The 24,802-nt window shown below is 68.9% G+C and carries 20 protein-coding genes and 1 pseudogene; 7 read left to right on the plus strand and 14 right to left on the minus strand.

Going from position 1 to position 24,802, the window contains the following annotated elements; translation table 11 throughout:
• Window positions 1-11: 11 nt before the first annotated feature.
• Window positions 12-431: a YciI family protein gene (locus tag LKD76_RS25020; RefSeq protein ID WP_227983867.1), complete on the plus strand. Its 420-nt coding sequence runs from the start codon at window positions 12-14 to the stop codon at window positions 429-431.
• Window positions 404-1,705: an RNA polymerase sigma factor gene (locus LKD76_RS25025; RefSeq protein WP_255662041.1), complete on the plus strand. Its 1,302-nt coding sequence runs from the start codon at window positions 404-406 to the stop codon at window positions 1,703-1,705. Before LKD76_RS25020 ends, LKD76_RS25025 begins: the two co-directional genes overlap by 28 nt.
• A gap of 2 nt (window positions 1,706-1,707) precedes the next feature.
• Here LKD76_RS25025 and LKD76_RS25030 read toward each other — a convergent pair whose 3' ends face one another.
• From LKD76_RS25030 to LKD76_RS25050, 5 genes are read right to left on the minus strand one after another with little or no spacing between them, the layout of a single operon-like run.
• Entirely contained in the window at window positions 1,708-3,447 is a 1,740-nt protein-coding gene (locus LKD76_RS25030; RefSeq protein ID WP_227983869.1) for an N-acyl-D-amino-acid deacylase family protein, read from the minus strand.
• A 42-nt stretch (window positions 3,448-3,489) separates the two neighbouring features.
• Window positions 3,490-5,142 (minus strand): steroid-24-oyl-CoA synthetase, encoded by a 1,653-nt coding sequence (casG, locus tag LKD76_RS25035; protein WP_227983870.1) that lies wholly within the window; start codon window positions 5,140-5,142, stop codon window positions 3,490-3,492.
• A gap of 18 nt (window positions 5,143-5,160) precedes the next feature.
• Window positions 5,161-6,201 carry an NAD(P)-dependent alcohol dehydrogenase gene (locus tag LKD76_RS25040; RefSeq protein ID WP_227985390.1) on the minus strand — a complete coding sequence of 347 codons (1,041 nt, stop codon included), beginning with the start codon at window positions 6,199-6,201 and terminating at the stop codon, window positions 5,161-5,163.
• A complete protein-coding gene (locus LKD76_RS25045; protein WP_227983871.1) occupies window positions 6,201-7,346 on the minus strand; it encodes a serine hydrolase domain-containing protein in 1,146 nt (381 codons plus the stop codon). Before LKD76_RS25045 ends, LKD76_RS25040 begins: the two co-directional genes overlap by 1 nt.
• Window positions 7,343-8,713 (minus strand): flavin-containing monooxygenase, encoded by a 1,371-nt coding sequence (locus LKD76_RS25050; protein ID WP_227983872.1) that lies wholly within the window; start codon window positions 8,711-8,713, stop codon window positions 7,343-7,345. The genes LKD76_RS25045 and LKD76_RS25050 overlap by 4 nt, the downstream gene beginning before the upstream one ends.
• Window positions 8,714-8,816: 103 nt before the next feature.
• Between LKD76_RS25050 and LKD76_RS25055 the strand changes: the two genes are divergently transcribed.
• A complete protein-coding gene (locus LKD76_RS25055) occupies window positions 8,817-9,440 on the plus strand; it encodes a TetR/AcrR family transcriptional regulator (RefSeq protein WP_227983873.1) in 624 nt (207 codons plus the stop codon).
• A 3-nt stretch (window positions 9,441-9,443) separates the two neighbouring features.
• On the opposite strand, the gene LKD76_RS25060 is transcribed toward LKD76_RS25055, so the two are convergent.
• Entirely contained in the window at window positions 9,444-9,779 is a 336-nt protein-coding gene (locus LKD76_RS25060) for a TfoX/Sxy family protein (RefSeq protein WP_227983874.1), read from the minus strand.
• 129 nt (window positions 9,780-9,908) lie between these two features.
• Between LKD76_RS25060 and LKD76_RS25065 the strand changes: the two genes are divergently transcribed.
• The 3 genes from LKD76_RS25065 to LKD76_RS25075 all read left to right on the plus strand — a co-directional run bounded on the left by LKD76_RS25065 (window position 9,909) and on the right by LKD76_RS25075 (window position 13,695).
• Window positions 9,909-11,609 (plus strand): metallophosphoesterase family protein, encoded by a 1,701-nt coding sequence (locus tag LKD76_RS25065; RefSeq protein WP_227983875.1) that lies wholly within the window; start codon window positions 9,909-9,911, stop codon window positions 11,607-11,609.
• Between the two features lie 52 nt (window positions 11,610-11,661).
• On the plus strand, window positions 11,662-12,681 hold the full coding sequence (locus tag LKD76_RS25070) for an MsnO8 family LLM class oxidoreductase (RefSeq protein ID WP_227983876.1): 1,020 nt from the start codon (window positions 11,662-11,664) through the stop codon (window positions 12,679-12,681).
• Window positions 12,682-12,798: 117 nt separating this feature from the next.
• The gene (locus tag LKD76_RS25075) at window positions 12,799-13,695 is read left to right on the plus strand and encodes a TIGR03619 family F420-dependent LLM class oxidoreductase (RefSeq protein ID WP_227983877.1); all 897 of its coding nucleotides are present in this window, start codon (window positions 12,799-12,801) and stop codon (window positions 13,693-13,695) included.
• Window positions 13,696-13,703: 8 nt separating this feature from the next.
• Here the strand turns inward: LKD76_RS25075 and LKD76_RS25080 are convergent, their stop codons facing one another.
• The 4 genes from LKD76_RS25080 to LKD76_RS25095 form a co-directional block, all read right to left on the minus strand.
• Entirely contained in the window at window positions 13,704-14,687 is a 984-nt protein-coding gene (locus LKD76_RS25080; protein ID WP_227983878.1) for an alpha/beta hydrolase, read from the minus strand.
• Between the two features lie 40 nt (window positions 14,688-14,727).
• Window positions 14,728-15,429, minus strand: coding sequence for a DUF6875 domain-containing protein (locus LKD76_RS25085; RefSeq protein ID WP_227983879.1), 702 nt, complete (start codon window positions 15,427-15,429; stop codon window positions 14,728-14,730).
• A gap of 1 nt (window position 15,430) precedes the next feature.
• Window positions 15,431-19,399 (minus strand): non-ribosomal peptide synthetase, encoded by a 3,969-nt coding sequence (locus tag LKD76_RS25090; protein ID WP_227983880.1) that lies wholly within the window; start codon window positions 19,397-19,399, stop codon window positions 15,431-15,433.
• A 290-nt stretch (window positions 19,400-19,689) separates the two neighbouring features.
• On the minus strand, window positions 19,690-20,520 hold the full coding sequence (locus LKD76_RS25095; protein ID WP_227983881.1) for a helix-turn-helix transcriptional regulator: 831 nt from the start codon (window positions 20,518-20,520) through the stop codon (window positions 19,690-19,692).
• A gap of 117 nt (window positions 20,521-20,637) precedes the next feature.
• Between LKD76_RS25095 and LKD76_RS25100 the strand changes: the two genes are divergently transcribed.
• Window positions 20,638-21,702: an aldo/keto reductase gene (locus tag LKD76_RS25100; RefSeq protein ID WP_227983882.1), complete on the plus strand. Its 1,065-nt coding sequence runs from the start codon at window positions 20,638-20,640 to the stop codon at window positions 21,700-21,702.
• A gap of 113 nt (window positions 21,703-21,815) precedes the next feature.
• Here the strand turns inward: LKD76_RS25100 and LKD76_RS32390 are convergent.
• The 4 genes and pseudogenes from LKD76_RS32390 to nirD all read right to left on the minus strand — a co-directional run.
• Window positions 21,816-22,352, minus strand: a pseudogene (locus LKD76_RS32390) (nucleotidyl transferase AbiEii/AbiGii toxin family protein); the annotation flags it as partial.
• Window positions 22,353-22,421: 69 nt separating this feature from the next.
• Window positions 22,422-23,138, minus strand: a complete 717-nt coding sequence (locus tag LKD76_RS25105; protein WP_227983883.1) for a sirohydrochlorin chelatase — start codon at window positions 23,136-23,138, stop codon at window positions 22,422-22,424.
• Complete coding sequence (locus LKD76_RS25110) at window positions 23,135-24,355, minus strand: uroporphyrinogen-III synthase (RefSeq protein WP_227983884.1); 1,221 nt, start codon at window positions 24,353-24,355, stop codon at window positions 23,135-23,137. Before LKD76_RS25110 ends, LKD76_RS25105 begins: the two co-directional genes overlap by 4 nt.
• Complete coding sequence (gene nirD / locus LKD76_RS25115; protein ID WP_227983885.1) at window positions 24,352-24,744, minus strand: nitrite reductase small subunit NirD; 393 nt, start codon at window positions 24,742-24,744, stop codon at window positions 24,352-24,354. The genes LKD76_RS25110 and nirD overlap by 4 nt, the downstream gene beginning before the upstream one ends.
• Window positions 24,745-24,802: the final 58 nt, after the last annotated feature.

Consider the following 24,802-nt stretch of genomic DNA (forward strand, 5'->3'; position numbering starts at 1 on the left):
GGAGACACACCATGAAGTACATGCTGATCATGCGCGCCACCGACGAGGCCTACGCGAGCATGGGCGAGATCGATTTCGACACCATGCTCGAGACGATGGGCAAGTTCAACGACGAGTTGATCCGGGCCGGTGTCCTGCTCGCGGCCGAGGGGCTCGAGGACGCCGCGCAGGGAGTGGTCGTCGACTACGACTCCGAGACCCCGGTAGCCACCGATGGTCCGTACGGTGAGACCAAGGAGTTGTTCGGCGGGTTCTACATTCTCGATGTGGCCTCGAAGGAGGAGGCGGTCGAATGGGCCAAGCGGATGCCGGTGATCGGGAAGGGGTTCAAGACCGAGGTCCGGCGGGTCCCGACGATCGACGAGTTCCCGCAGGACAACGTGTGGGTGCAGAAGGAGCGGGCCTGGCGCGAGGCCAACGGCCAGCTCTGAACGGTCGCGAAGCCGTCGCCGCGGTCTGGCGCATCGAGTCGGCACATATCGTCGGTGCTCTCGCCCGCTATACCGGCGACTTCGCGCTCGCGGAGGACCTCGCCCAGGAGGCGCTGGCCGAGGCTCTGGTGACCTGGCCGCGCGAGGGGACGCCGCGCAATCCGGCCGGCTGGCTGCTGACGGTGGGCCGGCGCCGCGCCATCGACACCTTCCGCCGGCGCAGCGCCCTCGACGAACGGTATGCCGCCCTCGCCCACGGACTGGGTGAGGGCGGCATCGTCACCGGCGGCCCGGGCTCCGATCCGGCGGCCGCGGGCAGCGAACCGCTGTGGGATCCCGACCATATCGACGACGATGTGCTGGCTCTGATGTTCACCGCCTGCCACCCCATCCTCTCCCGGGAGGCCCGGGTGGCGCTGACATTGCGAGTGGTGGGCGGTCTCACCAGTGACGAGATCGCCAGGGCCTTCCTCGTTCCGGCGGCCACCGTACAGGCGCGGATCACGCGGGCGAAGAAAACCCTCGCCGCGGAGAATGTTCCGTTCGCGGTGCCGCCGGCCGACGCTCGGGCACAGCGGCTGGGGTCGGTGCTCAGCGTGATCTATCTGATCTTCACCGAGGGGTCCTCGGCCAGTTCGGGCTCGGACGTGATCCGCTTCGATCTGGCCGGGGAGGCCCAGCGGCTGGCGCGGGTACTGGCACGGCTCGTGCCCGACGAACCCGAGGTGCACGGACTGCTCGCGCTCCTGGAGCTGACGGCGGCCCGGTTTCCGGCGCGCACCGGTCCCGATGGTGAGCCGATCCTGCTGGAGGATCAGGATCGCCGCCGCTGGGACCGCTCGGCGATCCGGCGCGGCCGGGCGGCGCTGGCCCACGCCACCGGGGTGGGCCGCGGCCTCGGGGCCTACGGTTTGCAGGCGGCGATCGCCGAATGCCATGCCGTCGCGCCGTCGGTGAACGACACCGACTGGCCGCGGGTGGTCGACCTCTACGAGGCGCTGAACCGGCTCGCGCCCTCGCCCGTGGTCGAGCTCAACCGGGCCGTGGCGGTCGCGATGGCCCGCGGACCCGCGGCGGGCCTCGAGATCGTGGACCGCCTGCGGGCCGGGGGCGCCTTGCCGAATTCCCAACTGCTGCCCACGGTTCGGGGCGAACTGCTCGCCCGCATGGGCCGGGCGGGCGAGGCGCGTGCGGAGTGGGAGCGCGCGCTCGAGTTGTGCGGCAACGAGGGTGAACGCTCGGTACTGCGTCGCAAACTCGACCAGCTGCCCTGAACTCAGCCGGCGGCGAGGAACCTCCCGAAACGTTGCGAACCGAATTCGGGCGCCGCCACACCGGCACCGAAAACGTAACGGCCGCCCACGAATACCGCGTTCACCGCCTCGTCGTTGCGGTTGACCATCCGCGACAGGTTGCCGAAACAGGGCATCGGGGCCTCGCCATAGCGTTCGAGGCGCGAATCCAGCGCGCTCGGATCGATCACCACCGCGTCGGCGCGATCGCCGACCCGCAGGCGCCCGGCGTCGAGCCCGTACCAGTCGGCCAGTTCCCCGGTGAGCCGATGCACCGCGTGTTCGATCGACATGAACGGACGGCCGGCCAGCTCGGCGTCGCGCACCCGGCGCAGCAGCCGCAGCCCGAAGTTGTAGAAGGCCATATTGCGCAGGTGCGCTCCGGCATCCGAGAACCCCAGCTGCACACCGGGATCGGCGGCGAAACGGTCCAGGACGCGCGGCCGGTGATTGGAGATCGTGGTCCGCCAGCGCACCTTCGGGCCGTACTCCACCACCAGATCCAGGAACGCGTCGACCGGATGGACTCCGCCGCGCTCCACGCCGACCTGCCCGAAGGTCTTGCCGATCACCGAGGTGTCCGGGCATTCGACGATCTCGGCGTCGAAGAAGTCCCGATGCCAGACGCGCGGACCGAATTTCCGATCGTAGTCCTTGCGGAACTGACGCCGATAACTCTCGCTCCGCAGCATGCGGTGCCGCTCGTCGAGCTGATTCGACAGGTGCAATGCCGCTGCGCCGGAGCCGAATTCCTCGAACACCACCAGATCGATCCCGTCGGCGTACACCTCGAACGGCACCGGCAGATGCTGGAATCGGAAGTCCCCGCCGAGGGCGTTGATCACCCGCGCCATCGCCGGAAAGACATGCGCCACCAGCGGAATCGCCTTGATGTCGGCCGCCGACAGCAGGCTCACCTTCAACGCCGGCTGCCCCACGCCGAGACTGGACAGCGCCATCGCCACCAGACTCTGCGGCCGCGCCACATCCGGGCCGCCCTGTAGCGCCCGCCGCCGTTGCCGCAGGATCGCGTTCAGCTGGTGGCGTTCCCGCATCGGCGCGTAGGTCGACGGCAGCGTACGCGAGCGACAGGTGTCACCGTCGAGTTTGTCGAACATCAGCTGCTGGGACGACATTCCGACGAACCCGGCGTCCAGCGCCTCTTCCAGGTGCCGCCGCATGGCGGTCAGTTCGCCGATGGTCGGTTTCACCTCGGTGCGGGTGGCCCGGTCCAATCCCATCTCGGCCGCCCGGATATCCGAATGTCCCAGAAACGCGGCCACATTCGGTCCCAGCGGCATGGCGTCCAACGCCGCCGCGTAGTCCTGGGCTCCCCGCCAGGTCTTCACCCCGGCGACCGCGTCGATGACGTGGCCGCGCGGAATGGCCTCGACTCGTCCGAAGAGGTCTCCGGCGGTCTCGGCGTCGACGTGGACGGTCGACAGGGAACAGGATCCGAGCAGGACGGTGGTGACGCCGTGGCGCACCGATTCCGACAGCGACGGATCCAGCAGGACCTCGACGTCGTAATGGGTGTGGATATCGAGCATTCCGGGGATGACCCATTTTCCGGTCGCGTCGATCACGGTGTCGCAGCCGGATTCGTCCAGGGGTTCGGCGGACACCGCGGCGACCCGGCCGTCGCGGATGCCCACATCACGCACCGCCGACGGTGCGCCCGTACCGTCGAACCAGGTACCGCCTCTGATGATGCTGTCGTACATGGCAGTTCCTCTTTCACCCACCGGCCCCGGGCTGGGGCGCGGTCAGATCTCTATCTCGCGCCGCACGACCTTGCCGGTCGCGTTGCGCGGCAGCGGTTGTGCGGTGATCACCCAGCGCGCCGGCACCTTGAAATAGGCGAGCCGCTCGGCGGTGAACGCCCGCAGTTCGTCCTCGGTGACGGCCGCCGGATCGGCGACGACCACCACGGCCGCCACCTCCTGTCCCAGATCCTCGTGCGGCACACCGAGTACCGCCGACTCCACGACCTGGGGATGCTCGTCGAGCGCGTTCTCGATCTCGGTCGGGTAGACGTTCTCGCCGCCGCGCAGGATCAGGTCCGAGCGCCGGCCCGACAGACGCAGCCTGCCCTGCTCCAGGACACCGAAATCACCGGTGTGCAACCAGCGTTCGCCGTCGATGGCGTTCGCGGTCGCGCCCGGATCGTTCCAGTAACCGAGCATCACGTACGGGCTGCGCACGCAGATCTCGCCTTCCTCCCCGTCGGGCAGCGGCCGGTTGCCGGGATCGCGGATCTCGACGCTCACTCCGATGATCGGCATGCCGACGGTATCCGGGAACGCGGCCAGCACCGGCGGGGTGGCAACCGTCGCCGCGGTACCACTCTCGGTGAGTCCGTAGCTGGTGGTGAGCGCCACCTCGGCCATCGGCAGTTCGCGGCGCAGCCGCTGGTGGAACGCCGGTGAGGACGGTGCGGCGTTGAGCGAGAACGCCACCAGATTCGACAGGTCGTAGCGCGACAGATCGTGTTCGAGCATGCGGCTGACCATGGTCGGCACCGCACCCCAGTTGGTGACCCGCTGCCGCTCCATGAGGGTCAGCACCCGGTGCGGATCGAAGCTGCCGGTGTGCATGACCACGGTCGCCCCGGTGGCCAGCCGCGGGATGATCAGGTTGTGCAGGCTCGCGATATGGAACAGCGGTGAGGTGAGCAGGAACCGCCGTTCACTGGGGCCGGGGCCGGGCTGCTGACCACGGAACGCGGCCATCATGGCATCGGTGAACCGGTGATAGTCGCAGACCGCCAGCAGATTTCGATGGGTGTGCACCACGCCCTTCGGGCGCCCGCTGGTGCCGCTGGTGTACAGGATGACGGCGGGATCGTCCTCCGCGATCGGCGTCTCGGGAGCCGGACCGGGGTAGGCGGCGATCAGCTCCGGCAGATCGGCCTCCATGGTGAGGACCGCAACATCGCTCGCGGTATCCGCCAGCAGCGCGGCGCGTTTGGCGTCGGCGACCACCACGGTGGGCCGGGTGTGTTCGAGCCCGTAGGCGACTTCCCGCGGTGCCCACCAGGCGTTGTATCCCACCGGGATCGCACCCAGCAGCTGCGCCGCCCAGAACGTCATCACCCATTCCGGGGTGTTCGCGGCGAGAATGCCGACCCGGTCGCCCTTCGCGACGCCGTAGCGGTCGGCCAGGGCCCGCGCCAGAGCCGTGACGGCGGCGCCGTGCTCGGCGAAGGTGATGGACCGCTCCGCGGTCACCAGATAGTCCTGCGCACCCCAGGCCGTCCCCGCGTGGAACAGCTCGGCCATACTGCGCCGCCGGTTGCGCATGACCGGGATCGGCGCGCCCAGAACCTGTTCGACCTGCATCTCGAACGGTCCACCGGGCCCGGTGAGCTCGGCGGTGATCCGGGCGGCGATGGCCTGTGGGTCGGCGGCTCGAGTCATATCGTTCACTTTCTGCGATTACGGGATGAGCACGGCTCGACCGCGGATCAACCCCTGGTCGAGACGTTCGAATGCGGTGAGCCCCGCGGCGAGATCGAAACGCTCCACCGAGACGTCGATGGCGCCGCGCTGAGCCAGTGCGACCGAGGCGTACAGGTCACTTCTGGTGCCGCCGTAGGATTTCCGGACGGTGGCTCCCCACGGCAGCCCCGGGCCACCGGCGGGGCCGGCGTCGATGCCCGGAATACCGCCGTCGAGGCCGACCATGCGATAGGCCCCGTTGGGGGCGACGGATTCGACGGCCAGTTTCGCGGTGGCGTCGTTGCCGACGAAGTCGAATACCGCCTCCGCGCCTCGGCCGCCGGTGCACTCGAGGATCTGGGCGGCGGTGGTCGCGCCGGCCTCGAGCGTGAGGTCGGCACCACACTTCGTGGCGAGGTCCAGTTTCTCGGCGGAGATATCGACGGCGATGATCCGGCAGGCGGTGACCGCCTTCAGGATCTGCACCGCCACATGTCCGAGCCCGCCGATGCCGATCGCGACGGCGGTCGCTCCCGGCCGCAGCTGGTCGGCCGCGCCGCGAATCGCGTGATAGGGGGTCAGCGCCGCGTCGGCGAGCGGGGCCGCCGCGGCGAAGTCCAGATCACCGATCGGTACGAACGAATTCGCGGGAATCCGAACGTATTCCGCCATTCCGCCGTCGGGCCCCAGCCCGGGGCACGGCGGCATCGCGGTGCGCCCGGCCGCCAGGCAGACGTTCTCGTTCCCGCTCACACACTCCCGGCACACCCCACACGACCAGCACAGATACACCAATCCACGTTCGCCCTCGGATCTGCCCTCGACCTGGCTGCCCACGCGCTCTACGGTGCCCGCGATCTCGTGGCCCATGGTCAGTGGATCCTCGCGCAGCGCGAACGGCAGGCTCAGCACGAACGAGTCGGAGTGGCAGATGCCGGCGGCGCCGACCTTCAGCAGCAGATCCGCGGGGCCGATCTCCGGAATGGCGACCTCACGGAGTTCCAGCGTGCCGGGTCCGGTCAGCTGCAGTGCGCGCATCATGCGGACGCCCCGGCCGCGGCGAAGACCGCTCGCAGGTAGGTATCGGCGCGCTCGTCGATCAGCAACGATGGCCCCATTCGATTCATGCTGTATCCCACTGTGATTCGGCGTTCCAGATCGTTGACCACCAGCGCTCCCCCGTAACCGGCCCACCAGCACACCCGGCCGGACGGCATCGACGGCGTGGTTCGCGGATGCGCCAGTCCGTATCCGATGCCGAAGCGCACCGGCACTCCCAGCGCGAGATCGATACCGTCGGATTGCTGTTCGAAGATCAGCGCGACGGTTCGCTCGGACAGCAGACGCCGGCCGTTCAGTTCGCCGCCGCAGGAGATCAGCGACTGCACCCGCGCGATCGAGCGGGCGTTGCCGTGTCCGTTGACCGCGCCCAGCTCGGCCTGGCGCCACCTCGGCGAGGCGATCTCGGCGATATCGAGGGCCGGGGTGGTCAGGGTCCGGATCGCGATGCTGTCCGGATCGAGTGTCGAGCGGTCCACCGCCCGTCTGGGCGGCGGCACCAGTGTCGCGATGCGGTCGAAATATTCGGGGCCGGTGCCGATATGGAAGTCGGCCGCCAGCGGCCCGGCCAGTTCGTCGGCGAAGAATCGACCGAGCGAACGACCCGTGATCCGGCGGATCACCGCGTCGATCAGGTGCCCGTAGGAGACCGCGTGATAGCCGGACGCGGTGCCCGGTTCCCACCACGGCGCCTGCGCGGCGAGGCGATCGGCCGCGGCTTCCACATCGTAGATATCGGCCAGCTCGATGGGCCGATTCCAGCCCGACACACCCGAGGTATGGGAGAGCAGATGCCGAATCTCGATGCCGCCCTTACCTTCCGCGGCGAATTCCGGCCAGTAGTGGGCCACCGGCCGGTACGGATCGAGTTCTCCCCGATCGATCAGCAGCAGGGCACACAGCGCGGTCATGGTCTTGGTGATGGAGAAGACGTTGACCAGGGTGTCGGCGCCCCAGCGCGTGTCGCGCCCGGAGTCGGTATATCCGCCCCACAGATCCACCACCGGCTCGCCGTCACGGACGACACACAGCGATGCGCCCAGTTCCGCGCCGTTGTCGAGCCGCTCGTCGAATACCGCCCGCACATCGGCGAATTCGTCATGACACAGGCCCGCGCTGCTCATCGTGCGCCCTCCGCGGCTCGGGGCCGTACCGGCAGCGTGTGGCCGGCGGCCGCCGCCCGCTTGGCGCCGAGTTCCATTTCCTTGGTCAGTTCCCGCACGTAGGGCACGAATTCGATCTGGATCGTGTGCCGCGGCGAATCGTAGTAGCGCGCCGCGCGCCGGGCTTCCCGCTCGGCCATCGCGGTTTCCATTTCCGGCGCCGTCGGCAGGTGGTAGCGGCCGCTGAGATATTCGGCGACGAATTTCGACTGCTGTTCGGCGAAGTTCACCAGCGTCGGCAGGGGCTGCGCCAGACCCAGATAGAACAGATTGTCGATCCCGGGTTTCATCATCAGTTGGTACAGCGACATCCGATTCGCCGCATCGGGCAGCAGCGCCGGATCGGAGAAGAACGGGAAGCTGATGTGATAGCCGGTGGCGCACAGCACCACGTCGATCTCTTCGACGGTGCCGTCGGCGAAATGCACCCGCGATCCGTCCAGGCGGGTGATCGCCGGCTTCGCGGTGATATCGCCGCAGCCGGCCCGGTGCAGGAATTCCTCACTCGCCGACGGATGCGCTTCGAGCGGCAGATGATCCGGATCGGGCAGCCCGTACCCCGACATCGCGCCGAGGAACTTGCGGATGGAGCGTTGCCGCACCTTCAGGGCGAGCTTCGGCGGCATCCAGGCCGGGGTGGTGCGCCGGTCGGCGGCCACGCCGTTCACATACTTCGGCAGCACCCACACCCCGCGGCGGGCCGAGACGAACAGCTTCTCGGCCAGGAAACGCTGTGACAGTTCCGAGGCGATATCCAGTCCCGAATTGCCCATGCCGACGACCACGACCCGCTTGCCCCGCATATCCACTGGGTCGAACGGATCGTTGTAGGCGTGGCTGTGCATGAGCACGCCGTCGAATTCACCCGGATAGTCGGGGAAGCGCGGATTCCAGTGGTGGCCGTTGCAGACGATCAGCGCGTCGTAGGTCTCGGTCTCGCCCGATTCGGTGGTGATCGTCCACAGTCCGTCGGCATCCCGCTGCGCACCGACCACTTTCGCGTTGAAGCGGATGTGATCGCGCAGCCCGAAGTGTTCGACGTAATCCTTGAAGTATTCGAACAGCTGGGAATGATGGGGAAAGTCGGGCCAGTGCTCCGGCGCCGGGAAGTCCTCGAACTGCAGCCGATACTTCGAGGTATCGATGTGCAGACTCTGGTAGCAGGCCGACATCCCGTTCGGATTCTTGTAATACCAATTGCCCCCGACCTCGTCGGAGGCCTCGTAGCAATCGAAGGGGATGCCATATTCGGCGAGCCGTTTGGCGGCCGTGATGCCCGAGGGACCGGCGCCGATGACGCACACCCGGGGCAGTTCGCGTGTATCCAAGTCGATCTCCTGTTCGGCGCACGGCCGGACGTGACGTGGCACACACGCTAGCACTCACTGGACACGGCGTCTAGTGAGTAATCATGCGTCTATCATCGAGGGTATGCCTTCGGAATCGACCGCCCGGCGCGGCTCGCTGCGCGATGAGCAGAAGCGGGCCACGCGTATGCGAATCGTGGAGGAAGCACGGCGGTTGTTCACCAAGGAGGGCTATACCGGCGTCCGGGTGGACGACATCGCGGCGGCGGTGGGCTGCAGCCGAGCCACCTTCTATCTGCATTTCACCGGCAAGCCCGAGGTACTGCGCGCTATCGCCCGGGAGGGGACGCTGGCCAGCGTCCAGTTCTACTACCGCGACCTGGACCGGGTGCTGAGCAGCAATTCGCGCGAGGAGTTCGCGGTCTGGATCCGGCAGGCGATCGAATGGTTCGTCGCCAACAAGGATCTGCTGCCGGCCTGGGACGAAGCGACCGTGCTCGAGCCCGAGTTCCGCGACATCGCACGCGAGGGCATCATGCAACTCGCCGACAGCATGCCGGAATACCTGTCCCGCTGGCCGCGCGCCCGGCAGCACGAGGCGCGGCTGCGGATCGAACTGCTGGTGGCCCAGCTCGAACGGTTCTTCACCCGCTGGGCGATGCAGGGCACCATCGAAGTGGACGCGGCCGACGCCGCGGAGGTGCTCACCGATATCTGGTATCCGGCCCTGCAGGCACCGCAGAGCTGAACACTACTTGGGCGGTAGTGAGCGGGCGTAGTCCATACCGCGTTCGATCCACCCGCCCAGCACGTCGTCGGCATCGAGGTGGTCGGCGGTGACGTGCAGCCAGTTCCGCATCTCACGACCGCCCATCACCATGGGCGCCACCGCCACCCCGTCGATCAATTCCGCGGCCTCGGCCGGGTCGACCCGCACCAGCAGCCCGCCCTTCCCACTGGCCGCCACCGCCATATTGCCGCCGACCAGGAAGGCCAGCCCGCCGAACATGCGCTTCTCGACCGTCTCGGTCACCGCGGGCCCGAGCAGGTCCCGGATCCGATCGGCCAATACCTCGTCATAGGCCATACGGCATTGTCCCTCCGGGCACCGACAGATTCGGGCCGGCGCGGTGGGAGAAGAATTCACCGGGAATTTGCACCGATGGGAACCCGCGGTGGTTGCTCCGGGCACGAGGTTGGACCAGCATCCAAGCTCATGCGGAATCGCTTGAATCCTGCCGGTGATATTCCCGATACCGGAATTCCCGAGGCGCTGGCCGCCACCATGACGATGGCCGAACAGCACGAGTGGCATCGAGGGTACCTGCGGTCGCGGTCGGTTTCGCGACGCAACTTCCTGCGCGGTTCGGCGGCCGCGGCGGCCGTGGCAGCGGTGGGGACCACACCGTTCGGCGCCCGCGCCTACGCCGATCAGGCCCAGCTCGCGGTGGGCGGGCGCCATGTCGGCTTCGGTGCCGACGCCGCCAGTCAGCTCCGCTTCGGCGCTCAGTTGTCGCGTAATCCCGCCGGCACCAAGGTCTTTCTGGATCATGGCCCCACCCCCGCACTCGGCGGGACGCTCGAGGCCGAGGTCCGCAATCTGGTGACCCAGATCCCCACCGGCGACGGCGGGGTCCTCGCCGCCGAGCAGTTCTACGCGCACGCGCCGGTCGACGGTCTGCCCGGGCGCATTCCGCACTTCTACCGCTGGCGCACCTCCGACGGCTTCACCGGCGACATCCGCGCGGCCGCCACCGCGATGCCGAGTGCGCGAAATGCCGTGGTGCCCTTCCGATTCACCATGATGGGCGATCAGGGCACCGACGCCACTCCCGCACAGCCCGCGGGTGTCGCGCCCGGCGACTACGACGACAAGTACTACAAGGCCGACAACGATCCGGCGGTCCCGCACGCGGACAATGTGCTCAATCAGATCGTGGCGTGCAAGCCGGATTTCCACGTACTCGCGGGCGATATCGCCTACGCCGACCCGTCGGGCGCGGGTAAGAAGCCCGAGTACGTCGCCGCCGGGGGTTCCGTGCCGAGCGGCTTCGACAAGTTCAACCCCTTCGTGTGGGACGTGTATCTCGGCACGATCGAGGCCAGCGCCTCGACGACACCGTGGATGTTCGCCACCGGCAACCACGACATGGAGGCCGCCTACGACACCCACGGCTACGGCGGACACCTTGCGCGCCTGGATTTTCCGGGCAACGGTCCCGCCGGATGTCCGTCGGCGTACTCGTTCACCTACGGCAATGTGGCGGTGCTCTCCCTGGACGCCAACGACGTCTCCTACGAGATCAAGGCCAACACCGGATACTCGGGCGGCGGCCAAACCGGTTGGGTGGAGCGCACTCTCGCGAACTATCGATCGAATCCGAATATCGACTTCATCGTCTGCTTCTTCCATCACTGCGCGTACTCCACCACCGACTCGCACGCCAGTGACGGCGGTCTGCGCGACGCCTGGTGCGGACTGTTCGACCGCTATCAGGTCGACCTGGTGCTGCAGGGCCACAACCACATCTTCGAACGCACCGATCCGATTCGCGGCGGCCGTCCCACCACAACCGCCGGTGACAATTCGATCGTCTACCCGGATGCCGACGGCACCGTCTACTACACGGTGGGCGGCGGCGGCCGCCCGCGCTACGGCTTCCAGCCCGGCTCCCCCGAGACCTACCGCGGCCACGAGGTCGCCGATACCGCGGTACCCAACAGCTACGTGTGGACACCGGCCGGGAGCAAACAGGACGAGGCCGCACCGTGGTCACGGGTCCGCTTCCGGAACTACTCGTTCGTCCGGGTCGATGTGCGCCCCGGCTTCTTCGCCAGCGAGATGGACGTGGTCGCGGTGGACGAATACGGCCGCGAGTTCGACAAGGTCACCTACCGCCGCCGAGTGGGTCGCTGAGCTCTCGGCCGTCCACGGGCAGGGCCGGCCGCCCTGCGCCAAGATGGTCGCCATGACGAATCGCTCTCGCCGGGTTCGCCTCTCGGTTCTCGACACCGCTCCCATCGCGGCGGGATCGGACGCGAGGACGGCGCTGCACAACAGCGTCGAACTCGCGAAACGTGCCGATGCCCTTGGGTACCATCGGTATTGGCTGCCCGAGCACCACGGGATGCGCGGCGTGGCCAGTACCGCACCGGCGGTCGTCGCGGCCCGGATCGCCTCGGCGACCCACCGGATACGGGTGGGTGCGGGCGGCGTGATGCTGCCCAACCATTCCCCCGTCGTCGTCGCGGAGGAGTTCGGCACCCTGGAGTGCTTCCACCCGGGACGCATCGATCTCGGGCTGGGCCGCGCGCTCGGCGGACCGCGCGACGTCGCCGACCGCGTGCGCGGTCCACACGAACGCGCAGCCACGCCCTTCGCGGACCGAATAGCCGAATTGATCGCGCTTTTCGATGCCGACGGCGACCGACCGGCAGCGGTCCCGGCCGCAGGCAACCGACCCGAGATCTGGCTGCTCGGCAGCAGCGACCACACCGCCCGGATCGCCGGGGACCTCGGACTGCCCTTCGCGGCCGCCCATCATTTGACGCCGATGAACACGGTGGAAGCCACCGGCCGCTATCTCGACTGCTTCCGTCCATCCGCGATCTGCCCCACACCGCGGATCTCGATCAGTGTCTCGGTGATCGTCGCGACGAATGCGGAACGCGCGCACTGGCTCGCCGGATCGCTGCGGATGAAGACCGCGCGCCGGCGACAGGGCGAACCGATGCGGCTGCCGGCCCCCGACGTCGCCGCCGACCGCGGGTTCGCGACCCCTCGGCATCCCGGCGACGAGCCGCCCGGCCTGATCGTCGGGACGACGACGACCGTGCTACCGGCATTGGCCGCGCTCGCCGACGCCGCCGATGCCGACGAGCTACTGGTGAAGACCGACGTTTACGACCCGGAGGACCGGCACGAATCCTACGAACTGCTGATGAACGCCGCCGACCGTCTGCCGCACCCGGCGCGGCAGCGGCCGTGACGCTGCGCGGGTTCCGGATGACCCACGTCAACCGAGGGGTCCGGTCAGCCGGACGGCGCTACCACTGACCGGATCACTCGGTAGTGCCCGGTACCGGCGGCGACCAGGATGGCGGCCATGCGCTTCCATTTCGCCGAGGCGGCCACCGCCCCGGATCACTGGATTCCGCTGGCGCGCGCGGTGGAGGCGGCCGGGTTCACCGGAATCTGTGTCGCCGACAGCCTGGCCTTTCCGCGTGACAGCGACGCCCGCTACCCCTATACCGACTCGGGGCAGCGCGAGTTCCTGCGCGGCAAGCCCTTCGTGGAGCCGATGATCGCCTGCACCGCGATACTGACCGCCACCACAACTCTGCGAGCGACGCCGTTCGTGCTCAAACTGCCGGTCCGGCCGCCGCTGCTGGTGGCGAAACAGGCTGCCTCACTGGCGGTGCTGAGCGGGCATCGGCTGTCGCTGGGCGTCGGTATCAGTCCCTGGCCACAGGATTTCACCGCGATGGGAGTGCTGTTCGAACGACGCGGGGCCCGCCTGGACGAGGCCATCGACATCGTGCGCGGGCTGTGCGCGGGTGGCATGTTCGACTACCACGGACAACTCTATGAACTACCGGCGATACAGATCGAACCCGTTCCGGCCCAGCCGATCCCGATCCTCGTCGGCGGGCACAGCGAGGCGGCCCTGCGCCGGGCGGCCCGCCGGGGCGACGGCTGGATGCACGCGGGCGGCGACCCCCGGGAACTGACCGGACTCCTGCACCGCCTCGCCGCCCTGCGCGCACAGCACCCCGGACAGCGGACGGACCGGCCGTTCGAAATCCACGTCGTCTCCCCCGATGCCTTCACCGTCGACGGCGTCGCCGGGCTGGCGGGGGCCGGCGTCACCGATGTGATCGTCGGATTCCGCAGCGCCTACGACGCCGGCCCCGATACCCGCTCGCTGGACGAGAAACTCGAGGCGATCACCCGATACGGAGACACGGTCATCGCCGCGCACGGTGCGCGGCAGTCGAACTGATCGCCGGGCTACACGCCCAGCGCCGGGGCGAACACCGCCCAGGAGTCGTGCAGATCGTCCTGCCAGTAGGTCCAGGCGTGGGTGCCCGGACGGCTGACCACCGTGGCCGGAATGCCCAGGGCGCCGAGGCGGCCGGTGAGCTGGCGGGTGCACGCGTTGACCACGCCCTCCATCACACCGCCGACCGCGACCCGATTGATCAGCTTGCCCAGATCACCGGAGATCGACGGATCGCCGAGAGTGTCGTGCACCCCGGGTACACCGTTGCCGGAGGAGATGTAGAGCGCGGTACCGCGCAGCCGGTCGGCGTTGATCACCGGATCGTGGGCCGCCCAGGCCGGATCGCCCGGACCGCCCCACATGTTCCCGGCATTGGCGCCGAAAACGCCCAGTTGCGAGTACACGTACGCCTGGGGCACCCCGCCGCTGGTCACCGGGCAGCCGCTGTAGGCGCCGACCGCCTGGTACAGACCAGGTGTCTGGATCGCCAGATCCAGCGCCGACGTAGCCGACATCGACGTGCCCGCGACGGCATTGCGGCCGGTCATCCGGAATTCGGAGTCCAGCAGCGGCGGCAGCTCGCGGGTCAGGAAGGTCGACCACTCGTTGCGGCCCAGCACCGGATCATCGGATTTCCAGTCGGTGTAGTAGCTGGCGCGACCGCCCATCGGCACGATCACGTTGACCGGCTTGTCGGCGAAGAACTGCGCCACGTCGGTCCGGTTCATCCACGGGCCGCCGTCCTCACCGCCGTCGACCGCGTTGAGCAGATACAGTGCGGGAGCGGCGAAGTCCGGATGCGACACCCAGACATTGATCTGCCTGTTCATCGCCGGGGAGTACACATCGACCGAATACTGCCGGCCACCGAGTGGATGGACGCCGACGATCGCCGGACCACCGGGATCGGCCGAAGCGACCACAGGCACCACCGCGGCAATCATGGCGAAGGCGGCGAACAGGACAGCAAAACAGCGTGGGAGCCGGTGCATGCGTGGAGTATCGCACCCTGTCACGGTCGCCGCAGCGTAGTCAGCGGGCGTGTTCACCGGGCGCATGCGCCCGCAACGCGGTGATCTCACCGGCGGCGGGCCCGGCTACTCGCATCCGTTCGGCTATTTCCCAGCGCAAGCGGCGGGGCAGATTCGGCGCCAGATGGGTGAAATAGGCGTACAGCCACTCACTGCGCCCGACCAGGAAGGGATAGTCGGTACTCATCATCGGACGCAGCACCAGCATCGGCAGCGGCGCGTCCAGCGGGTGGAAGTCCCGATTCCACAGGCCCGGAACGGTACAGCCGGGATAGAACTGGCCGAGCATCCAGCCGCGCCGCACCACCTCGGTCTTGCGCTCCCCGTGCACGGCATCGATGCGCGCGCAGTCGGTGAGCTCGGGGAAGACGGTCACCAACGCGGTGGAGTGCGGCGGCCGATCGCCGCCCGCCACCAGCTTGCCGTAGGCCTCGATCGCGTCGTCGACGACCGCGTGCATTCGTTCGACGGTCACCTCGTCACCGCCGGGCACCATGGCCGCCCACAGCGTGTGCCGGGCCGCGCTGTGCTGCACGAACGGGCAGACCGGACCGTCACGCCCCAGATCGGGATGCGGCGCCATCAGATGCCGGGCCACCCAGTCGGTGAGAGTGCCGGCGGCGGCGTGACATCCGTGCCATCCGTCCCGGTCGCCGTACACATCCCACCACCGTGTCCCGGTCCGCGCACCCGACTCCACCATGTCAATCCCTCGCCCGCAGGTAGTCGGCGAGGAGCGGACCGATCTCCGCGACCACAGCGCCGTTGGTGAGCTGGGCATGGGCGGCCGCGACGGGATGTTCGACGAGGGCACCGCGGACGTAGGGCCGCCACAGCTCCGCGTCGAACAGCTCGGTCGGACCTCGGGTGGCCGAGAAGTAGAGCAGATCACCGTCGAAGACGCCGGGGCGATAGCGATGCGACATCCGGACACCGTCGACATATCCGCGGTGCAGTCGGGTCAATTGCGCGGCCGAGAGACCGGTGCCGAACGAGGGGCCGGCGGCGGCCAATTCGGCGGCGGCCTGTGCGGCGGTGAGGTCGTCGAGCTGGTCGGCGTCCTCGGGTTCGTCCCCGAGCAGATGGGTCAGCAGATCCCGCATGCGCGGTATCGGCGGCGGCGGTATCTCGTCGCTGAACACGAGACTGTCCAGCATGGCCAGGGTGGCGACCTCCGCGCCCTCATCACGCAACCGCACCGCGATGGCGTGGGCGATCTGCCCGCCCAGTGACCAGCCCAGCAGATGGTAGGGACCCGTGGGCCGGATACGCCGGATCTGCTCGACATAGCGCCCGGCCAGTTCGCCGATATCGGTCGCACCGCGGTCGGTGTCGCGCCCGTCGTCGTCCTGGACGGCCAGCAGCGGTGACTGCAGACCGTATACCGGCCGATCCCGGATGTGTCCGGCCAGGCCGGCGTAACACCACGCCAGCGGCACCGCGGAATGCACGCAGAACAGCGGCGCCTGTAATCCGTTGCGGCGCAGCGTGAGCAGTGGGCCCAGACCGTCCTCGCCGGGCGCGGCCACGGGGGCCTCGAGCCGTTCGGCGAGTTCGGCGACCGAGGACGCGGCGTACAGCCAGCGCACGGTCACGGGTTGCCCGGTGGCACTCGCGAGTTCGGCCGCCACCGTCACACCGAGCAGGGAATTTCCCCCGAGTTCGAAGAAGTCGTCGTCGATACCGACCCGATCGGCTCCGGTGGCCCTCGCGAAAAGCGCCGCGACCACCCGCTGCGCCTCGGATTCCGGCTGCCGGTATCGATGCGCCACCGGATGCGGCGCCGGCAGGGCCGCGCGATCGACCTTGCCGTGCGGTGTGACCGGCAACGCGGGCAATTCGACCAGCTGGGCCGGGACCAGCGCCGCGGGCAGCCGTTCGCGCAATCGGCGGATCACCCGGTGGAGATCGATCCGATCAGCTTGTCCGGCAACGGTGTGCGTCGTCCGCGCGGCGACGATGTAGCCGATCAACCGCTCCCCCCGCGATGCTCGATCGACGGCCACCGCGGCCTGAGCGATCTCCGGCAGCTCGGTCAGCGCCGATTCGATCTCGCCCGGCTCGATCCGGCGCCCCCGGATACTCAGTTGGACATCGGCCCGGCCCAGGAACTCCGCGACCCCGTCGACGTCGAGGCGGATCAGATCGCCGGTGCGATAGCAGCGCTGTCCCGGCCTCGCCGGATCGGCCACGAAAGCGGCCGCGGTCGCCGCCGGATCGCCGCGATATCCCGCGGCCACACCGTCTCCGCCGAGATACAACTCACCGCGCCCGCCGGGCGGAACCGGCCGCAGCTGCTCGTCGAGCACCACGGCACGCACCCCCGGCAGCATCGTCCCGATCGGCACGGCGCCCGGCGGCGGCTCCGCGGGCACCTCGAATTGCGTTGTCATGACCGTCGTTTCGGTCGGACCGTAGCCGTTGAACAGGCGAACCGATGAGCTCCAGCGCCGGGCGAGCTCGACCGGACACGCCTCCCCACCCACCACCACGACCCGCAGGCACGGCACCTGTCGCGGATCCAGCGTGGCCAGGACGGCGGGTGTGGTCAGGAAATGGGTGATCGCCTGCGTTCGCAGCAGATCGCTCAGTTCGGTACCGGCCACGATCGAGGGCGGCTCGACGACGATACGCGCGCCGGCGGCGCAAGCGGCCAGCAGCTCGAGCAGATGCGCATCGAACGACGGCGCGTGCGCGTGCAGCACCCGTGAATCGGGCCGCACCGCATAGGCTTCGGCGATATGCGCGGCGAGGGCGCCCAGACCGCGATGGGTCACCGCGACCGCTTTCGGCCGCCCGGTCGTCCCCGAGGTGTGAATGACGTACGCGTGCTGGTCCGGATGCAGCGAGCGGAGACGATCCGCCTCACCGACCTCCGTCGCCGGACGTTGCCGCACCCGCGCCACCGATTCCGGATCGTCGAGCGTGAGCCAGTGCGGCCCGTCCGGCAACCCGCCGCGCACGGAGGACACCGTGAGCCCCACCCGCGCACCGGAGTTCGCGACCACCACCGCCAGACGTGCGGGCGGATCCTGTGGGTCGACCGGAACGAACGCGGCGCCGACGGCTGCCACCGCCCGAAGCGCCAGTATCGATTCGGCGGAGCGTGGCACCGCGGCGACGACCGAATCACCGGGCCCGACACCGTATTCGAGGAGTTCCCGCGCCCATTGGGCGCACCGGCGATCCCATTCCCGGAATGTCCACCGCCGGGCGCCGTCGCAGACCGCGATCGCGTCCGGATCGCCCGCGGACCGCAGCAGCTCCGGCAGCAGTCGGACAGTCGACGCACCGGCGTCCTCGGCCTGGACCGGCACGACCGTACTCCGCGATCCGAGTGAGCCGACACGCTGATCCGGTGCGGCACGGAGGAATTCGTCGAAGTAGGTGAGAAACCCCTCGTGATGCCAGGCCAGCGTGCGCTGCGAATACAGCGCCGGATTGGCCTGCATATCGATCCGCGCGGTGCGCTCGTCGGCGCCCAGCTGATATCCGTTGACCAGCAGATCCTCCACGGGTCCGAGCGCCAGCAGCACCGCTTGACCGGTGACCGGGCCCAGCCGCAGCGGTTCCACGAATCCGAGCACGTTCAGCACCGGGCCGAAACCGCCTCGCGCGACCCGGCTCTCACCGCGATCGCGCTGCATATCCTCATATCGATAGCGCTGATGGCGCAGCGCGCCGATCACACGCACCCGGACCCGATCGATCATCTCGGTGACCGTGGCCGCCCCGATATCCCGCAGCCGCAACGGAACCACATTCGACAGCGATCCGGCGGAGTTGCGCAACGCCGCCGTGGGCCGCACCGCCATCGGGACGGCGACCACGAGATCGTCACGGCCGGTCATCGCCGCCAGATAGCAGGCGAAGGCGGCCACGGTGAGCTCGGTGAACCCCGCTCCCGTTCGATCGCGCACCACCGCAAGCCGTTGCGCGGTGCCCTCGGGCACCTGCCCGCCCACTCGATGCGGCCGCGAGGACGGGGGCGCCGAGGAACCGCTCAATCCGGTGGTGGGCGGCAGATCGGCCAATTGTTCACGCCAGTAATCGGCATCGGCGCGGGCTCGATCGGAATCGCGGTACGCCTGCTCGTCGGCTACCAGCTCGGCGATCGAGAGCGGCCGACGGGCAGGCCGGGCCGGCTCCCCGGATCCGATTGCCGCGGCATAGAGTTCGGCGGTGCGGCGCAGCACCGCCGCGGCGCCGACACCGTCGAGCACGATGTGATGGCTGCGCAGATACAACAGATGCCGTTGCGGACCGATCCGATACAGCGTGGCCAGCGACAGGCGATCGCTCAGCAGATCCAGCGGCGCATCGTAATCGGCGGCCATCCGCGCACGGGCCGCGCCGACCGGATCGGCGGTCGCGGCGAGATCCACCACCGACAGTGGTTCGAACGCATCGGGATCCAGGAACTGCCGCGGACTGCCCGCGCACATCCGGAAACGCACCTGCGGTGATTGCAGCTCCGCGGCCGCGGTGGCCGCCGCCGCGCGCAACGGCCCGACCCGCAGCGGACCGGTCAGATCCAGGTACATGGCCACCGTATTGGGCAACTGTGGATAAAGCTGCTGAGCAACCCACCAGCGCAGTTGTGCCTCCGATAGTGGGATGTCGGGCAGGTCACCGAAATCCGTCCGGGCCGCGGCGTCTCCGACTCGAGTCACCGGGCCTCCTGCGATCCGCGGGACACCCGCACCCGGTCGGCCCAGCAAGCCGCTACGCAATTTTCACTCACTGGGCCTCCTGCGATCCGCGGGACACCCGCACCCGGTCGGCCCAGCAAGCCGCTACGCAATTTTCACTCACTGGGCCTCCTGTCATCTCCGAGGAGCATGCATCGAAGGGTTACCGAGCAAACCTACGGCATGCGCTCACCGAATCCGAATACCCGCGCGCAAGATGATCACACCGCAGGTCGGCGTGCCGGGAGCCGCCGAGACACCCGCAGGCCCGGTTACGGCTCCGGGAGCCGGTCCAGCGCGGCCTGACTCGCCTCGTCAGCGGCGCGATAGATGATCAGACGCTGATCGGGATCCTGCATCGGGATCAAAGCCTCGAACGACACCGTGAGCACGCCGACGTCCGGATGCCGCATGGTCTTCTGGCCGCGGCCCTGGACCCGCACATCGCGGCGTTCCCACAGCTCGACGAATTCGGCACTGCCGGTACGGAACTCGTCGATCAGATCGGCGAGCACCCGATCGTCGGGGTGAGCCGCCCAGGCCGCCCGCAAGCCCGCGATCCCCTCCCGCACGGTGCGTTCTCGGTCGGCGTAGAAATCGCACATCTGCGGGTACAGCAGGCACAACCACATGGAATTGCGCTGGCGCGGCGGCAGGGTGTCGAAATCCAGCAGTAGCCGCGACATCTGCTGATTCCAGGCCAGGATGTCGTACCGGTGATTGATCACCATCGCCGGCAGCGGCGCCAGATCGGCCACCAGGCGGGTGAGCTCCGGCGATGCGGTGGTGGCGGGTTTACCGTCGTCCGGAGGCCGCTGCCGGGCCAGATCGAACAGGTACATGCGCTCATCGGGGGCCAGGCGAAGCGCCCGGGCCAGCGCGTCCAATACCTCCGGCGAGGGCCGCAGGCCGCGCCCCTGCTCCAGCCGCACGATGTAGTCGATACTGACTCCGGCCAGCTCGGCGACCTCCTCCCGGCGCAGACCGGGGGTCCGACGGGTCTGCCGGCGCTGCGGCAGGCCGAAGTCGTGTGGATCCAGTCTTTCGCGCCGGGTGCGCAGAAACGCTCCCAGCTCCTGTGTCACTTCCACCGTGCCGGTCATCGCCTTCGATCCTACGGCGAGCCTGGTACCGGCGATCCCAGGAAGATCCTTCCCTTACCGCGCCCACCGGGCCCGCGCAGACTCGGTGTCGAGATCGCACCCACACAGGAGGACACCATGGCGCTCACCCTCGACACCTATCGGCTGCTGGGCCGGTCCGGGCTGCGGGTCTCCCCGCTGGCGCTGGGCACGATGACCTTCGGCGCCGACTGGGGATGGGGCGCGGACCGCGACGACGCGCGCAAACTGTTCGACGATTACGTCTCGCGGGGCGGCAACTTCATCGATACCGCCAGCGTCTACACCAACGGCAGCTCCGAACGTCTGCTCGGCGAATTCACCCGGGACAACCGGGAGAGCCTGGTATTGGCCACCAAGTACACGATGCTGCGCCGGCCCGGCGACCCGAACTCCGGCGGCAACAACCGCAAGTCGATGTTCGCCTCGGTCGAGGCCAGCCTGCGCAATCTGAACACCGACTACATCGATCTGCTGTACCTGCACGCGTGGGATTTCACGACCCCCGTCGAGGAGGTCCTGCGCGGTATGGACGATCTGGTCCGGCAGGGCAAGGTCCTCTACGTCGCCATCTCCGACACCCCCGCCTGGCAGGTGGCGCGCATGCAGACCGTCGCCGATCTGCGCGGATGGTCGCCCCTGGTGGCGCTGCAGGTCGAATACAGCCTGATCGAGCGCACGGTGGAACACGATCTGTTCCCGATGGCGCGCGAGCTCGGGCTCGGGGTGATTCCGTGGTCGCCGCTGGGCAGTGGCGTGCTGACCGGCAAGTACACCGCGGCCGATCTGGACGCCTCGGCGACCGGATCGCCCGAGGGCACCCGGCGCGACGTCGCCGCCGCGAACGGATCGCTGACCCCGCGTGGGCTCGAGATCGCCGAGGTCGTCAAGGAAGTCGCCGCCGAACTGGGCCGCACTCCCGCACAGACCGCACTGGCCTGGACCCTCCGGAATCCGGCGGTCACCGCGCCGATCATCGGCGCCCGCACGCCCGCGCAGCTGTCCGACAACCTGGGCGCGCTGGAGGTGGAATTCGGTGCGGCCCAGCTGGATCGGCTGAACGCGGCCAGCGCGGTCGAGCCGGGTTTCCCGCACAATATGCTGGCTCGGGAGATGACGCAGACGGTCATCAACGGCGACCTCACCATCGCACCGCGCGTGTGAGTCACACCGGATTCGAACCTCCCCGCATCACTGCGAGGAGGTTCGAATCCGTCTCTGCCCAGCGGGCGCTGGGTAGCGGTGGCCACCCACCGCGGCGAGACCAGTGCGGTCGGCAGTTCGAGCGTGCGGCGTTGGCGTTGCACGTCCAGGGCGGCGAGCGTTTCGGTGGCGTCGAAGGAGTCGAAGGAGAGGTTGCCGACGATAAAGCACAGGTCGGCGAGGTCGCGCCAGCGGTTCGAGGGTTGGCGGGTAGCGCCGTAGTGGGCGGTCATGGCGCAAATTTTGTCCGCGCCCTGGCTCGGCACGGGGATCAAGCGCGCCGGCGGCAGCTCGGTGAAGCCGTCGAGTTCGAGAATCGGTGTGGGGGTGAGAGATTCGATGTCTCCGACGATCACCTTGTCCACGGCCAGGTCGGCGTGGAAGTCCTCGATCAGCTGGCCGCTGAGGTAGATCGAGACGGTGAGTTCGGCGCCGGTGGCGGCGTTCCCGGCAATTCGCTTGGCCAACTCGACTCCGAAGATGAAGGGGTCGATATCGTGGATCCAGCCGAGCGCGAGCGGCTGAGCGCCCCTCACCGCCGTGCAATAACGGGGGGGCGAGCGCCGGCCTCCGCACGGTATTGCGGGGCCGGCGCTCGTTTCCACCACCACCGCGGGGCCGGTCCACGCGGCCGCGACCGAACTCGTCCCGAATCGATCGGTGGTGAGAACGAGCTCGAATCACGCAGCGGTGGAAAGATATTCGCTTGCGCCGAAAAGATACCGTTCGGTCAGCAGGCGCACGATCCCCGGATGCGCTCCCAGGGGTTCGGCGACGCCGTCGGCTCCCGCCTCGCGCAGGCGTTGATGGAACAGTCCGTGCGCCAGGAGATAAGAGCCGACGAACACCCGATCTCGACCGGATTCCCGCAGGGCGGCGACAACTTCCGGAACCCGCGGCTCGCCGGTGGCGATATACGCGGTGCGCACGGAGCCGCCCAGCTCCTCGGCCAGCAGGGCGGTGGCCCGCCGGACATCGTGGCGCGCGCGGGCATCCGAGGATCCGGCCGCCGCGAGCACGACGGCGTCGCCCCGGCGCATACCCGCCTCACGCAAACGCTTACGCATCACGCGGGCCAACATCGGGTCCGGGCCCATCGCCGGGGTCACCACCACATCCGGGTGGCCGCTGTCGCGGACCTCGCGCGGGACGTCCTGGTACACGTGGTATCCGGAGGCGAGGAAGGCCGGAACCACCACGGCCGGGCCGCAATCCAGTTCGCGAAGTACGTCGGCGGGAGTGGGCCCGAGCACGTCGACGAAGGCGGTTCGTACCTCCGGCTCGGCGCCGGACCCGGCCAGTTCCGCTCGCACCGCGTCGGCGAGGGTGCCGATCATCTCCACTCCGCGCGGACTGCGGGTGCCGTGAGCCACCAGCACCAGGGCGGGGGCGCTCACCACACCCCCGCCATCGGCGCGGGCCGCTGCGGGCGCAGCGACGGCGCGTATCCCACCGGGGGACGCGAATTGTTGTCGACGCATTCGGCCGGGTCCAGGGCCAGCCGGTAGCCGCGTTTGACCACGGTCTGAATCGCCTTCGGCGTGCCGAGACCCGCACGCAGCCGGGCGATTCCGGTTTCCACCGCGTGAGTGTCGTCACCGCCGCCAGGCAGCGCCGCGAGCAGATCCTCCCGCGACACCACGCGGCCGGGCTGGCGGGCCAGCGCCCGCATCAGCGCCATCGGCGCGGGTGCGAGCTGGCGCACCGAGCCGTCGACCACCACACAGCCACCGCGCACACTCAGTTCGTGCCCGGCGGCGTGAATCCGATTGGCGCGCCGCGGAAGTTCCTCGGCGACGTGACGTGCCAGCGCACCCAGTCGCGCACGCCCCGGCATGGACGAGGACACGCCCAGCTCCTCGAGCGGCGCGGCGGTGATCGGGCCGACGCAGGCGGGCAGCACCCGCGCGCGCATCGCCTGCAACACCCCTTCGAGCAGCCCGGTTTCCTTGGCCCGCATCAGCATCGAGGCCACCGCCGGCGCGCTGGTGAAGGTGACGCAGTCCAGCGCGGAGGTCATCACACCCTCGATCAGCCGGTCCATCGGCGCCCGGTCGTCGGGCGGCACCCAGCGATACACCGGCACCGGAACGACATCCGCTCCGGCACAGCGCAATACCTCACAGAAGTCGGGCACCGGTTCCCATTCGGTGGTCGCGCCGTGCAGCTGCACGGCGATCCGGACTCCCTCGACGCCCTCGGCCAGCAGGTGATCGAGCACCTCCGCCGAGGACTCCGAGGCCGGTGACCACTCCTCCCGCAGTTCGGCGGCGCGGATGGCGCCCTTGGCCTTGGGACCGCGCGCCAGTACCCGCGTGGAATCCATGGTGGCCCGGAGATTCTCGGCCAGTCCCCAGCCCTCGGCGGCTTCCATCCAGCCTCGGAAGCCGATACCGGTGGTGGCGACCGTGATCTGCGGCGGATCGGCGACCAGCTGCCGGGTGACCCGCTCCAGCTCGGTGTCGTCGGCCAGCGGAATGATGCGGATCGCCGGGGCGGAAACGATATTCGCGCCTCGGCGAGTCAGCAGGGTGGCCAATTCGTCGGCCCGGCGGGCAGCAGTCACCCCGATGGTGAAGCCGTCCAGAGGTTTCGAAGGTGTCGCATCGCTCACGGCGTACCGCCGCTGTAGAGCGGTTCGTTGGATACCGTGACGACGCCGTCGACCACGCGCACGCCGTAGACCGGCAGCGCCACCGATTCGTCGTCCAGGCAGCGCCCGTCGAGCAGTGAGAACGCCTGCTTGAGCAGCGGCGAGGCGACCACCGGGACACCGGCGCGGTCGCCGACGATACCGCGCGACATCACCGCGGCCCGCCCGAACGGATCGATATTGCCGACCGCGTAGAGCGTGCCGTCGGGCAGCAGGAACAGGGCGGCCTGGCGTCCGCCCCGCAGCAGCACCGCCACGCCGCGGCCGGGAATCAGATAGTCGAGCCGGCATGCCGAGGTCCAACCCGCGGTGGTTGCCGGTGTGAATCCGGGTGTGTCGATAACGGTCATCGGTAATCTCCTCCGAACGCCTTACCTAATAGGTACCGGTGTCCTGTTTCCACACGAT

It is taken from the genome of Nocardia spumae (assembly GCF_020733635.1).
In the GTDB taxonomy this organism is placed as follows: domain Bacteria; phylum Actinomycetota; class Actinomycetes; order Mycobacteriales; family Mycobacteriaceae; genus Nocardia; species Nocardia spumae.

Coding starts and splice junctions, on each gene's coding strand:
- LKD76_RS25020 (WP_227983867.1), top strand. CDS start 12: ATGAAGTACATGCTGATCATGCGCGCCACCGACGAGGCCTACGCGAGC.
- LKD76_RS25030 (WP_227983869.1), bottom strand. CDS start 3,447: ATGTACGACAGCATCATCAGAGGCGGTACCTGGTTCGACGGTACGGGC.
- casG (WP_227983870.1), bottom strand. CDS start 5,142: ATGACTCGAGCCGCCGACCCACAGGCCATCGCCGCCCGGATCACCGCC.
- LKD76_RS25040 (WP_227985390.1), bottom strand. CDS start 6,201: ATGCGCGCACTGCAGCTGACCGGACCCGGCACGCTGGAACTCCGTGAG.
- LKD76_RS25045 (WP_227983871.1), bottom strand. CDS start 7,346: ATGAGCAGCGCGGGCCTGTGTCATGACGAATTCGCCGATGTGCGGGCG.
- LKD76_RS25055 (WP_227983873.1), top strand. CDS start 8,817: ATGCCTTCGGAATCGACCGCCCGGCGCGGCTCGCTGCGCGATGAGCAG.
- LKD76_RS25060 (WP_227983874.1), bottom strand. CDS start 9,779: ATGGCCTATGACGAGGTATTGGCCGATCGGATCCGGGACCTGCTCGGG.
- LKD76_RS25065 (WP_227983875.1), top strand. CDS start 9,909: ATGCGGAATCGCTTGAATCCTGCCGGTGATATTCCCGATACCGGAATT.
- LKD76_RS25070 (WP_227983876.1), top strand. CDS start 11,662: ATGACGAATCGCTCTCGCCGGGTTCGCCTCTCGGTTCTCGACACCGCT.
- LKD76_RS25075 (WP_227983877.1), top strand. CDS start 12,799: ATGCGCTTCCATTTCGCCGAGGCGGCCACCGCCCCGGATCACTGGATT.
- LKD76_RS25080 (WP_227983878.1), bottom strand. CDS start 14,687: ATGCACCGGCTCCCACGCTGTTTTGCTGTCCTGTTCGCCGCCTTCGCC.
- LKD76_RS25085 (WP_227983879.1), bottom strand. CDS start 15,429: ATGGTGGAGTCGGGTGCGCGGACCGGGACACGGTGGTGGGATGTGTAC.
- LKD76_RS25095 (WP_227983881.1), bottom strand. CDS start 20,520: ATGACCGGCACGGTGGAAGTGACACAGGAGCTGGGAGCGTTTCTGCGC.
- LKD76_RS25100 (WP_227983882.1), top strand. CDS start 20,638: ATGGCGCTCACCCTCGACACCTATCGGCTGCTGGGCCGGTCCGGGCTG.
- nirD (WP_227983885.1), bottom strand. CDS start 24,744: ATGACCGTTATCGACACACCCGGATTCACACCGGCAACCACCGCGGGT.